This window comes from Collimonas sp. (genome assembly GCF_044339385.1).
Lineage (GTDB): Bacteria > Pseudomonadota > Gammaproteobacteria > Burkholderiales > Burkholderiaceae_D > Collimonas.
Genome location: NZ_JBIIVN010000076.1, coordinates 1 through 11531, shown reverse-complemented (window position 1 = coordinate 11531; position 11531 = coordinate 1). Strand labels below are relative to the sequence as shown.

Sequence of the window (11531 nt, the reverse complement as noted above, 5' to 3'; positions counted from 1 at the left end):
GCATTCGACGCTTGGCTATCGTTCACCCTGCCAGTATTTAGATGACTGGCTCACTGAGCAACATCAGGAAAAACAGGCGGCATAAAAGCCACCTGTTGGAAGACGAAAAATCGAGGGAAGCTCAAATCGTCTGCGCGTGCGCAACGGCGACGTCAAATTGTCAAGAATGGTGCCGCAAAAAGCCTTCCCGGCAAAGCTGCTGAATGAACCACCACCAACGGAAGAACCTCTGGCCTGGCCGGCGCTAAGCACAATACGCGTTTATCGCGAACCACCAAATCAACTGTTTTCATCTGAGGATCGCTCGTTCGACCTATCCGACGTATTGACTCACAATTTATCCGCTAACGAAATCGGCATCGCCTACGTAGGAGTGCTGACGCAAAATACTGCTTGGGAAATATGGGATGAACGTGCGCTGCGACGCATTGAAGAACGGATTGGCTATTTGTTTAGATTCGATAGTTTTGGCATCGAGATAGAGCGTGTGACTACCGAATCGAACACCTGGTGCACAGATGAGTTTGTATGGAAGATTAAATTTTGGTCAGATTTTGGCGCATTGGATACGTTGAACGACGACAGCGTGGCAAGCATGTTGGCAACGGATGACTTTCAGTCATAGCGCAGCTGGTAACAGGAAGTCGACAGTATTGGTCGCCAAACGGGGCAGCCTGCCTCCCGACACCAACTCTCAGTGAAAAAATTGAACACTACGCAATGTGCAAGGGATTGAAGATGGAGCTGAATGACAAACTGCGTGCGGCGGTTGAATATTTGCGACAAGCAGACGGATTATTGATCACAGCTGGTGCCGGAATGGGTGTGGATTCCGGTCTGCCGGATTTCCGCGGTAAAGAGGGTTTGTAGCAAGCCTATCCGGCGTTGAAAAAAGCTGATTTGTCCTTTGCCGATATCGCCAATCCCGAAGTCTTTGAGTCCAGCCCGGAATTGGCTTGGGGGTTTTATGGCCATCGGCTACAGCTATACCGAGATACCTGCCCCCATGCCGGCTTCGGCATACTGAAAGAGATTGCCGCCGGCATGCCGCAAGGTGCTTTCGTGTTTACCAGTAATGTGGACGGGCAATTTCAGAAAGCTGGCTTTGATGACTCGCGGATCGTCGAATGTCATGGCTCAATCCACCATCAGCAATGCACCAGACCGTGTACTGAAAGTATCCGATCATCCAGGGAAATTATCGTCAAAGTGGGTGCTGAACGATGTCTATTAAGCTCGCCATTACCGCGCTGCCCGCTGTGTGGCTGTGTGGCTGTCTGGCTCGTCCTAATGTGTTGATGTTCGGAGATTCATCCTGGTTAGCAAGCCGCACAGAAAAACAAGCCGAACGTCTGCAAGATTGGCTGGCTGGGGTCGCGCGTCTCGTCGTGCTCGAACTGGGGGCAGGCAAAGCAATTCCAACGGTGCGCAATCAAGGTGAACGGCTGACAGCACCACTGGTGCGCATCAATCCGAGGGATTTTGACGTCTACAACCGGCGAAGCGTGGGGTCGCCCGTTGGCGCATTGAAAAGACTCCGGTTATTGCACGAAATATTAGCCACGGGCTGAGCGATTTACACACCATCACCATAGCACTTGCCAAGAATTCAAAAGCCACACATTACCAGAACGCCAGAACAGATATTCCGCGCCGAAGGTAAGGACATTTATTTCATTCGGTTTCGCAATACAGGAAGCGACGGTGACTTTTCTCGATGCCACGACGCAAATTCCGCCGCAAATAAAGAAATTAGACATTGGCTGCGCACGCACATGCCTCGTGTACGAGCGCAGCGCCGACAATCGCCGCTTTAAGCCTTGACTGACTTCGAAGTCTGGCCTCGCCACTATCATTTTATTCGGCCCCTCTAAACAAGCTGCGACGGCGGTCCCATCGTTAACGACGCGTACTTGCCCGCCAAGATGCCAATAGAGCCATGGCTGCGAAGACTGCCACAACGCCGATCACGGAGAAAAGGCTTACTCATTTGCCGGCCGTGAGCCACGGCCCCACCGTCCAAGAGAACGCTGGGTGATCGGGCCATACCCCCAGCATCGTCAAATGATTCAGGTTCTCCGCGACATCGAAGAGATAGGGCGCCAATGGCAGATAGGCAACATAGCGGGCGCGAGTGCGGTGTCGCAGCAGTATCGCTAGCAGGCTGACCGGCGAGAGCGAAGACCAAAGGGCAGGAAAGTAGAAATCGAACGTGAGATAGAAATGTCGATACGCCTGCCGCCCGGTAGCGCCAAGCCCGCTGAGCAGCAAGTCAGCATCCTGGACGGTCCAGGTCAGAAAATGTTCGTCCAGGATCTTTGCCCCTCCGCGTGTGCCATCGAGAGTCACCTTCGCAATCTGCTTCGGCAGGAAATAAGCGAACGTTGCAGTGGACGCGGCCGCCCGCAAAAGCAGCACAGTGGAGCGGCCGAGCAAAAGCAATAGACCATCAGCCGCTCGCTTGAAGGTTGACTGTTTGGGCAGCGGTATTTCCAGCCGCTCATTATTGGTGGTTATCGATGGCATGTTCAGACCCTCGCCAACTTAATTGCGGATTCTGGGCAGGCGGTCACACACAAACCGCATGCCTGGCACGCGGAAGTGCACGACGTAGGTGTTGCCAAGGAAGTAGATGGGCAGTAACAGAGCCATGGTGTACGACCAAAACTGCTGCCTCGCGAAAAAACACGAGAGGGATCCGAAATGAAAAAGCCGTTGCAAATCAATGATTTGCAACGGCTTTCTGTGTTTTGGCGGAGTGGACGGGACTTGAACCCGCGACCCCCGGCGTGACAGGCCGGTATTCTAACCAACTGAACTACCACTCCTAAACTGCTCTTCATTTACAATCGTCTGGCCACTTGGTGGGTGCTGAGAGGCTCGAACTCCCGACCTACGCCTTGTAAGGGCGCCGCTCTACCAACTGAGCTAAGCACCCAAAATGCTCACTTAGTCAGGCAAACTTTCTAACGTATGTCACTACGTCTGAAGGGGAGAAATTGTACAACGGTTTTTTTAAATAAGCTAGTGCTTCGTCAAATTTTGTTGCGAAAAATTTTTCGCAACACGGTATGTCGATGCGCCAGGCTGTCAATTCGCTCTGACATCAAGCAGCAATCAACCCGGCAGAATTATATACAAAAGCGTCGACAAAAGAGGATTATTTTATGGCGTCGATTAACTGCATATTTCCACATCGAAATTATAAATATCGTTGCCGGTTCGGCTACAGCAGATTGTTCGGCTGAATTTGTCCTGACATCGCTCTTCATATCTCAATCCGGACAGCCTTGTCAGTCAACAAAAATCGGGCTGACGATTGATTTTTGCGAGCCCGCTTGTCACACTGTCTCCGGGTCACCAGTAAAATAAAAAGGCCTCCACAAAAGCTCCAGTCAACAAGCGCCAATGCGTGTCGCCATGTCACGTTCGGAGAACGTCATGAATGCCAAAAGAAAAATGTGGCTGTATTGCGCGGCGGCCGGGCTGATCGCCGGATGCTCCGGCATGCTGCCCGAAAAGCGGCCGACGGCCACCACCGCCGCCACCACGTCAGACGCCACGTCCAGCGCCGCCACGCTGGACGACTACAAACGTGCGCTGGCACAGCGCATCGCAGCAGTCAACTCGACCCAGGTCTACATCGGACGCCCGCAAGCATTGTTGCGGGCGGTGATCGTGGTCAAATATTATGTCGATGCCGACGTCAAATTGTTGCGCACCGAAATCATCCGGACCAACAAGGACCGCAGAGCCGAGGCCAGCGTACTCAGCACCTTGCGCCGAGCAGCGCCGTTTCCCAAACCCGAGAGCAAGTTCCTGCGACGCGGCGAGGTCGAGATCGCCGAGAGCTGGCTGTTCAACGACGATGGCCGGTTCCAATTACGTTCAATCGCCGAACCGCAAATGGATCAATAGACTCTGTGGCAGCACTGCGCCACCAGCTGCTACCAGCGCGGCTTGCTTCCGCCGCACTTCTCGCCTACCCAGCCGCAACGCCAGGAACGCCCCCGGTTTAGAGGTCCTGTAGATGCTGCGCGCGCAGCCATCCCACCTTTTTCTGATGAGATCGCAAAACAATGGATATCAAACCGCCAATCACCATCTCCAGCTTCGATCTCGAACGGATTGAACAATTGCTGGGATCGGCTGCCTATCGCAAGCTGCCAGGCGTCGACGCGTTGCAAAATGAACTGCGGCGCGCGACAGTGGTCGATCCTGAAAAAATTCCGCCGGACGTGATCACGATGAATTCTGCGATACGCTTTGTCGACGACGTGACAAATACCGAATATGGCATGACGCTGGCCTATCCCAGCCCATCAAACCCGCCGGATGCCGTATCGATCATGGCACCGGTGGGTAGCGCTTTGCTGGGCTTGTCGGTTGGCCAGTCAATTTCCTGGCAGGGGCCGGGCGGCCGTCCGTTACAACTGCGGATACTCGCCGTGACGTACCAACCGGAAGCCAATGGCGAATTCCACCTTTAACGCAATCAACAAAAATCATTATCAAAAATCAGCAATAAAATTAGCAAAAACGTCGCCCCGCATGATTTGCGGTGGCAGCGATTTTTCTTTGCCAGCTCTCTTTTTTATCAGCCGGGTAACAGCGCGGTTTACCGGCCAGTGGCCGAGCACCGAAGCTGATACGCATTACATCTAGACAGGTCCACATGTTAAGCGCAGATTATCAACGTCCCTCCAAGCTTTACCGATATTCGGAACGGCAATGGCTGGAACGCTCCCTTACGCTCGGAGAATTTCGTTTGCGCCCGCCCGCAGAAAGCCTGCAGTTTGGCCATCTGCATCATTCGCGTAGCTCCGGCATCCCGCCGACACCACAACTACTGACCTTAAGCATGGGCAGCAGCGACGATGCGGCCCTGTTTTCCACATTTGCACCAGCCGATTGCTGCCTGGTGATTCACGACACCGAACAATTCGGCGAGCTGATCCATCGCGCTGCCCAGCGATTACTACCAAACTGGGCCGGTGTCGACGCTGCTGTCAGCTACAGCCATAAAAGTCAGCTGGGTAGCGCCTTCACAAAAGGCAAGCACGAGGCCGCGCAGCGCGAATGGCTGTTCGCATGGCGCCCGGCGCAACCCACCATCACTCTGCGGCCAATTGTTCTGCAGATAGGTAACATTGAAAAAATTGCCGAACTACGTGACAAGAAATAGTGCATTATTGCCATGTTATTGCCGAGTGCCATCGACAACAGCGGCAAATCCCTGATTGGCGCGGCCCAGTCGGGACCCGCAAGCTGCCTTTTATTGGCAGACCAACATGGGAGCCTGTATCATCGCCCAGATAAGCTTGCCCGCATCAGCAACGGCTTCCGCGAAAACAATTAGCGCCATTTGAACATTACGAATTAAGGAGTCCCACGATGTATCGATCCACTCTGAAAACTACCCGCAGCGATGTCCGCAGCCTGGTGAGGGATGCGCAGGAACTATTCCTCGAAGCAGCTGCCACGACTGGTGAAAAAGCTGAAGACCTGCGCGAAAGAGGTTTGGAACTACTCGACGCAGCATTGTCCAAGGCACAGGATGTGCAAGCTGCAGCAATCGAAACCAGTAAAGAAATTGCAGCAACCACAGATGAGTATGTCCAGGAAAACCCATGGCGTGCAATCGCCATTTCGGCGGGCATCGGCTTGCTGGTCGGACTGGTCATCTCCCGTAGATAATCGCAACATAACCGTCAGGCGCGCATGAACCAACAACCACCCAAACACAGCAGTCCGGGCCTGGTGTCCGGTCTGGTTGGTACCGCCAAGAACATGTTTGCGCTGGTAATCAGCCGCATTGAACTGGCGGCACTGGAGTTCTCCGAAATCGGCTCGCACCTGCTCAGGCTGATGCTTGTCAGCGCACTCAGCATTGTCGCTCTCTGGTTTGCGCTGGCATTCTGGTGCGGTTTGTTGGTGGTGCTGACCTGGGATACGCTGGGCTGGAAAATTCTGCTGATCCTGGCAGCTCTATTCACCATCGTGGCGGTGGGCTGCGGTTTATATGTACGCAGCGTGCTGCGCCAGGGCCGCCTTGGCCTGCCAGTCACCATGGCCGAGCTGCGCAAAGATCGCGACGCCATACTTTGAGCGGAGAACCCTACATGAATCGACAACCGCAATCGGGAAATCGCCTTTCGACCGCCGAACGCAAGCAAAAACTGCTGCAGGAAGGTGCCGCGTTCCGTGCGGCGATGGCGGCTTCGCGCGACACCGTCCGCACCAGCATGCAAAGTCGCTCACTGCTCGCCAATCTGTTCAGACGCGTCACTGGCGCAGCGACGTCGGTATTCGGCCAAGCAGGCAATCTCAAGGCAGCCAATCTGCCCGCCTTACTGCCGCTGCTGCTCTCCAGCGCATCCTGGATCGTCAGACGCGGCAGCCGCAAACCGTTATTTGTCGGCGGCGCTGCCCTGGCGGCAATCAGCGCTGCCGTTTATTTCAGCAGTAGAACTAGCAAGGCAACAAAAGATAATGAATAGCTTTCATACCTTAGCGGGATAAGATACTTTTTCTGATGCTGCTCATACCAAGATTCGAAAGGAACAAGCATGACTAAATTCAAAATTGGCACCCTGGTGGTTGCCGTCACGATGGCAACAGCGGGTTGCGCAAACATGTCTGAAACACAGCAAAGTACAGCAATCGGGGCTGGTGCAGGCGCGGTGCTGGGCGGGCTGGTCGGCGGCATTGCAGGCCCTGGCGGCGCCAAGCGAACAGCTATTGGCGCCGGCATAGGCGCAGCAATCGGCGCGGTTGGCGGCAATATCTGGGGCAAACGCCAGCAAGAACAGAAATTGGCAATGGAACGGGCTACGGCAGGTACTAACGTCCAGGTCAGTCAGACTGCCGACAACCGGCTGAAGGTTAACGTTCCGGCCGATACCGGCTTTGCTACCGGACGCTCCGACCTCAATCCCGCCCTGCGCCCTATCCTGGACCAATTAGCGACAACGCTGGCACAGAGCCCGACCTCTCTGGTAGAAGTCTACGGTCATACGGATAATACCGGCACCGATGCGATCAACGATCCGCTGTCGCGCCAGCGCGCACAGAATGTCGCTGGCTACCTGACCAGCCGCGGCGTAGCGCCGAACCGCATCACCACGAATGGCTTCGGCTCGAGCCAGCCTCTGGTGGCCAATGATACGGTCGCCAACCGTGCCATCAACCGTCGTGTTGAATTGTTTATTCGCGAACCGTCTCCCGCTCAGCAAGGCCAGCCTCAGGCCTATTGATCGCTGAGCTATTGATCGCTGAGCCGAAGTCAAAAAAAAGCCAGTCAATCTCTTGACTGGCTTTTTTACGTCGGCTGCGCCGCATTATTTTGCGGCAGATCCTGATGCTGTGCTGGCGCCAGCAGAAGCGGCGGCGCTTGCTGAAGCATCAACGGCAGCAGCCGGTGTAGCCGGAGCCGGCACTACAGGTTCCTTGAATTTACCGCCGGATTGATTCGCCATGTAGACCACCGCACGCGCGACTTCGATATCGTCCAGGTCAGGATTACCGCCTTTGGCCGGCATTGCCCGCAAACCGTGCAGGGCATAACCGACAACCTTGTCGTAACCATCGGCCAGGCGCGGCCCCCAAGCGGCGGCATCGCCAACCTTAGGCGCACCGGCCACACCCGCTGCGTGACAGCCGGCGCAAGTCGACTTGAAAACTTCTTCGCCGGAGAGCAATTGCTTCGGTGCGTTAACGTCCTTGAAAGTGAAGCCAATATCAGCCACCGGCTTGATACGGGCATCGATCGCCTCGGCGGTCTGCCCTTCAGAGCCGACACCGACTTTCTTGCCGTTGGTGACATATTGCACCAGCAACACGATACAAATGATGGGGACCAGGAAACCTGCTGCTATAGCAGCGATCAGTTGCTTTGGCGTCTTGATTGCGGACTGCTGTTCTTCGTTATGTGCGTCGCTCATAGTTTCCCTAGTGCTATTGTCAAAACCGAAAAGCTGGACCATCCGCACAAAAACCGTTCAAACTGCCAGAACAGCGCACGATCCCCCGCCAAACCCTTGATTATAGTCGCAATAATTACTATTTGAAACGATAAGGCTTTGCTTTGCATGGACGCGCGCGTAGAAAAACGGTATCCTTCACACCTCTTCTCAGTTCCTCATATGCGGCTGTAGCTCAGTGGATAGAGTATTGGCCTCCGAAGCCAAGGGTCGCTGGTTCGATTCCAGCCAGCCGCACCAGTAAAATCAAGGCTCTCCGCCTATTTTCAATTATTCGTATTGCCAAAAATCGATTTATTGTCCAAAATCTGTCCAAATCAAATTTTTTTGGCAGGAGTTGTATGGCATCATTTCGAAAACGTGGCGAACTACAATGGCAAGCCCGCGTCGCTCGAAAGGGCTTCCTAGATCAAGTAAAAACCTTCAACATAAAATCTGAAGCCGAAGCATGGGCAGCAACCGTCGAATCTACAATGGCGCGCGGCACTTTTGTCAGCAGCGCCGAATCTGAGCGCACAACATTCGGCGAAGCTCTTGAGCGCTATCAACGGGAAATTACCGTTGGAAAAAAGGGATCATGCCGGAGCAGAGCCGTATTAAGAAATTGCTTTGCGACCCCTTGGCCATTTGCTCGCTGGCGAGCATTCGGAGTAGCGACATCGCCAACTACCGCGATAACCGCCTGACAAAAGTATCACCTCAAACTGTAGCCCACGAGATCAATCTCATCTCAAATCTCTTTAATGTTGCTCGAAAAGAATGGGGAATGGAAAATCTAATCAACCCCGTTGAGCTCATCAAAAAAACCTAAGTTACCTAGTGGGCGTGATAGAAGACTTGTGAACGAGGAAGAAGCTCGACTTCTTACTGCCGCCGGCGAAAGCTCTGCGGCCTTGAAGTCGTTGATCGTGGTTGCGCTAGGAACTGCCATGCGATTGGGCGAACTCCTTCGCCTGTCATGGATTGACGTTGATCTCGACAAACGAGTTGCGCTATTGCGAGATACAAAAAACGGTGATGCTCGACAAGCCCCTCTTTCAACCGTTGTAATAGCAGCACTGGAACCACTTCCGCGTAATGAAGACGATCCTCGTGTGTTCTGGCATTGGAAGGCTAGCGACAGTATTCAGGCGACATGGCGTCGGACGATAAAACGAGCGCAGGAGTTATACAAAAAGAATTGTAGAGAGATGGAATCAAAAGCGGATAGTGATTTCCTGAAAAATTTTCGCTTCCACGATCTACGCCATGAAGCTGCGTCGCGCCTCTTTGAACTTGGATTCAACCCCATGGAAGTTGCCGCAATCACTGGGCACAAAACACTCCAGATGTTAAAAAGATATACTCACTTACGGGCCGAAGACCTCGTAAAACGCATGGGCTGATGTCCGTAGATAAGCAAATTTTAAAAAATAAACGATTCCAGGCTCACAATACGCTCCGATGATATCGACCAACAAAGCTGTCGTGCAGGCCTGCACTCCATCGGCTAGAACCAACAATAACTGCGACTGAGCATGCGCCAATAACCCCTCGAGCGCCGCCGTTGCTGGGACAAGTTTGGTGAACTGCATTTATGGACTTCGGGCGCCGAGCATCTTGTCTAGAGTGCACTGGCGTCCGCGCTCGTCCAGAAAGTCTATGTTTTTGATTGCAGAAAAGATAATAAGAAATTTCTGCGAATGCTGGCAAGAACCAAGACGGCCGTGTTGTAGCCATAGCTGTGCTCAGTCTAGAAACGATAAACCCGCCAGGAGGCGGGTTTATCTAGAATCTGGGAGGCCACGTAGAACGGGGCCAAAAACTAACCTAGTGTCATCACCAGTATGGTAGCTGGGAGAGAACTTAGCCTAGGGCTGCATACACAGTATATCATCATGAACCAAAATGATCAAAAAAGATGTGCAATGAACTGGAATGACCTTGAAAAACACTTTTCCTCTGCCCGGCTCGGCCGCTATCGCGCCTCATGCGGCGGCGATGAGGCAAAGGCCGCTACGGCCTATGTGAATAATATGCTTCTGGCTGAAGCCATGATGCCTATGCTTAACGTCCTGGAAATCGCACTCAAGAACGGCATCCATCGGCAACTGTCCGCCCTGTACCTGCGGACCGACTGGTGGGAGGCGTAGGCAGGAAATCCAGCGTTTGCATGGCAGACCAAGGAAGTAGCTAGCGCGAAGGGTAAGCTGCAACGCCGGGCCGAAGCCGCCACCACGGACAAGATTGTGGCAGAGCTGGCCTTCGGTTTTTGGAGTTCGTTATTCAATGGCAGCTTTCAGTCTGTACTTTGGAAAGGCCTACGGTTGGCCTTCCCTCGTTGCCCTAAGTCCCAGCGAAAGCGCCATACTATCTCATCAGCCTTGAACCAGGTTCGCGACTTACGGAACCGCGTATTTCACCATGAACAACTATTTTGGCTTACCCCTTCTCTACTTGATCTGCACGCGAAGGGAACGGAAGTCATTGGCTGGCTCGATCCCCAGCTGGTGCCTTGGCTCGCCCGATATGATCGCCTTCCTGCCAGTTGGGCCACTTCCCAGCCAGTCTAAGCGCAACCGCAGCGCGCCTGGCTTAAATTGCCGCTAGGCAAACGGCGGCTCGCGATGAATTCTTTGCCCATGCTCAGGAGGCAATACAAAAATTCTCCCCTGTCTTGAAGGACGAATGCCGTCATCATCTCGTATTTGATCGTAGTCTTTTGCTTTTCCCATCGGGCGAAATTATTTCACCTCAACTTATCTTGATTCGTATTTGCTGATGGTTTTATTCAGATCCGCCGCAAATGCTGTTTTCAACATGGCCGGTGTTATGATAAAAAATTAATTAAAATTATGGCCATGAGCTAATAGGTCGATTCGATTTAGTTGGATACGGTGCCAAAGGAGAACAGAGAGTGCGGTCAGACAACGAGACAACAGTTGATTATTTGAACTTTGGAGTCGTCGCCGATGCATGCGCGAAACTCTTACAACAGGCCCAGGGAGTGCCAATTTCAGTCGGTATTTCCGGTGGCTGGGGGCAGGTAAGACATCTCTGGTCCGAATGATCGAAGGCCGTTTGAAACAGGCGGTCACACCTGGCCAGAACACCTACGTCGTTGTCACGTTTAATCCATGGCTGTACCAAGACTTCGAAGGAGCACGAAGCGCCCTGCTCCAGCTCGTGGGAGACGAGGTGCTTCGGCTAGCCGCAGCCAACGAGCCTTTGCTCAAGAAAGCCAAGCGCCTCCTAAAACGGATCAATCTGCTGCGTCTCGCGCAGCTTGGTGGTGAAGCCGCCGCTACTCTTTACACCGGCGTACCTGTAGGATCCATCGGCAAGGCCGTACTACAGGCAGGTGGGTTTTTTGGCCTGGGTGACAGTGATGATGACGATGCTGAGAGTGAAGATGGTAAGGGAAAGGACAAAAGCGACTCGATCCTCGAGGGTGTGCTGGATTTTGTGTAAACGGAATTTCGTTTAATTCGGCTTCATCCGTTCTTCAAACTGGATAGTGAAGCGGTTAAGTGCTCCCTTCCAGTCCCGCAATGGCATCGTCCACTTCTT

Annotated in this window: 16 protein-coding genes, 3 tRNA genes and 1 pseudogene; 15 read left to right on the top strand and 5 right to left on the bottom strand. The window is 53.4% G+C overall.

Going from position 1 to position 11531, the window contains the following annotated elements; genetic code table 11:
- Window positions 1–136: 136 nt before the first annotated feature.
- Window positions 137–625: a hypothetical protein gene (locus ACIQ0R_RS07315; protein WP_395825600.1), complete on the top strand. Its 489-nt coding sequence runs from the start codon at window positions 137–139 to the stop codon at window positions 623–625.
- Between the two features lie 113 nt (window positions 626–738).
- Window positions 739–1571, top strand: a pseudogene (locus tag ACIQ0R_RS07310) (SIR2 family NAD-dependent protein deacylase).
- A gap of 415 nt (window positions 1572–1986) precedes the next feature.
- On the opposite strand, the gene ACIQ0R_RS07305 reads toward ACIQ0R_RS07310, so the two are convergent.
- The 4 genes from ACIQ0R_RS07305 to ACIQ0R_RS07290 form a co-directional block, all read right to left on the bottom strand.
- Complete coding sequence (locus tag ACIQ0R_RS07305; protein ID WP_395825597.1) at window positions 1987–2526, bottom strand: hypothetical protein; 540 nt, start codon at window positions 2524–2526, stop codon at window positions 1987–1989.
- 2 nt (window positions 2527–2528) lie between these two features.
- Window positions 2529–2579 (bottom strand): hypothetical protein, encoded by a 51-nt coding sequence (locus ACIQ0R_RS07300; protein ID WP_395825602.1) that lies wholly within the window; start codon window positions 2577–2579, stop codon window positions 2529–2531.
- Between the two features lie 172 nt (window positions 2580–2751).
- Window positions 2752–2828, bottom strand: a tRNA-Asp gene (locus ACIQ0R_RS07295).
- A gap of 34 nt (window positions 2829–2862) precedes the next feature.
- Window positions 2863–2938 (bottom strand) — tRNA-Val (locus ACIQ0R_RS07290).
- A gap of 503 nt (window positions 2939–3441) precedes the next feature.
- Here ACIQ0R_RS07290 and ACIQ0R_RS07285 point away from each other — a divergent pair.
- The 8 genes from ACIQ0R_RS07285 (at window position 3442) to ACIQ0R_RS07250 (ending at window position 7256) form a co-directional block, all read left to right on the top strand.
- Entirely contained in the window at window positions 3442–3918 is a 477-nt protein-coding gene (locus ACIQ0R_RS07285) for a hypothetical protein (RefSeq protein WP_395825594.1), read from the top strand.
- A 161-nt stretch (window positions 3919–4079) separates the two neighbouring features.
- On the top strand, window positions 4080–4490 hold the full coding sequence (gene rnk / locus ACIQ0R_RS07280) for a nucleoside diphosphate kinase regulator (RefSeq protein ID WP_395825591.1): 411 nt from the start codon (window positions 4080–4082) through the stop codon (window positions 4488–4490).
- Window positions 4471–4665, top strand: a complete 195-nt coding sequence (locus tag ACIQ0R_RS07275) for a hypothetical protein (RefSeq protein ID WP_395825588.1) — start codon at window positions 4471–4473, stop codon at window positions 4663–4665. The genes rnk and ACIQ0R_RS07275 overlap by 20 nt, the downstream gene beginning before the upstream one ends.
- 103 nt (window positions 4666–4768) lie before the next feature.
- Complete coding sequence (locus tag ACIQ0R_RS07270; protein WP_395825584.1) at window positions 4769–5185, top strand: hypothetical protein; 417 nt, start codon at window positions 4769–4771, stop codon at window positions 5183–5185.
- A gap of 209 nt (window positions 5186–5394) precedes the next feature.
- Window positions 5395–5697, top strand: coding sequence for a YqjD family protein (locus ACIQ0R_RS07265; RefSeq protein WP_395825581.1), 303 nt, complete (start codon window positions 5395–5397; stop codon window positions 5695–5697).
- 24 nt (window positions 5698–5721) lie between these two features.
- Window positions 5722–6108, top strand: a complete 387-nt coding sequence (locus tag ACIQ0R_RS07260; RefSeq protein ID WP_395825579.1) for a phage holin family protein — start codon at window positions 5722–5724, stop codon at window positions 6106–6108.
- A 14-nt stretch (window positions 6109–6122) separates the two neighbouring features.
- Window positions 6123–6500 (top strand): hypothetical protein, encoded by a 378-nt coding sequence (locus tag ACIQ0R_RS07255; RefSeq protein ID WP_395825576.1) that lies wholly within the window; start codon window positions 6123–6125, stop codon window positions 6498–6500.
- Between the two features lie 69 nt (window positions 6501–6569).
- Complete coding sequence (locus ACIQ0R_RS07250; RefSeq protein WP_395825573.1) at window positions 6570–7256, top strand: OmpA family protein; 687 nt, start codon at window positions 6570–6572, stop codon at window positions 7254–7256.
- An 84-nt stretch (window positions 7257–7340) separates the two neighbouring features.
- Here ACIQ0R_RS07250 and ACIQ0R_RS07245 read toward each other — a convergent pair whose 3' ends face one another.
- On the bottom strand, window positions 7341–7943 hold the full coding sequence (locus ACIQ0R_RS07245; protein ID WP_395825570.1) for a c-type cytochrome: 603 nt from the start codon (window positions 7941–7943) through the stop codon (window positions 7341–7343).
- 203 nt (window positions 7944–8146) lie between these two features.
- On the opposite strand from ACIQ0R_RS07245, the gene ACIQ0R_RS07240 reads away from it, so the two are divergent.
- The 5 genes from ACIQ0R_RS07240 to ACIQ0R_RS07220 all read left to right on the top strand — a co-directional run bounded on the left by ACIQ0R_RS07240 (window position 8147) and on the right by ACIQ0R_RS07220 (window position 11432).
- A tRNA-Arg gene (locus ACIQ0R_RS07240) sits at window positions 8147–8222 on the top strand.
- Between the two features lie 337 nt (window positions 8223–8559).
- On the top strand, window positions 8560–8793 hold the full coding sequence (locus ACIQ0R_RS07235) for a hypothetical protein (RefSeq protein ID WP_395825567.1): 234 nt from the start codon (window positions 8560–8562) through the stop codon (window positions 8791–8793).
- A gap of 28 nt (window positions 8794–8821) precedes the next feature.
- Window positions 8822–9367, top strand: a complete 546-nt coding sequence (locus tag ACIQ0R_RS07230; RefSeq protein WP_395825565.1) for a site-specific integrase — start codon at window positions 8822–8824, stop codon at window positions 9365–9367.
- Between the two features lie 492 nt (window positions 9368–9859).
- Window positions 9860–10114: a hypothetical protein gene (locus ACIQ0R_RS07225; RefSeq protein WP_395825562.1), complete on the top strand. Its 255-nt coding sequence runs from the start codon at window positions 9860–9862 to the stop codon at window positions 10112–10114.
- A gap of 913 nt (window positions 10115–11027) precedes the next feature.
- Window positions 11028–11432, top strand: coding sequence for a hypothetical protein (locus ACIQ0R_RS07220; protein WP_395825559.1), 405 nt, complete (start codon window positions 11028–11030; stop codon window positions 11430–11432).
- The last annotated feature ends 99 nt before the right edge of the window (window positions 11433–11531 follow it).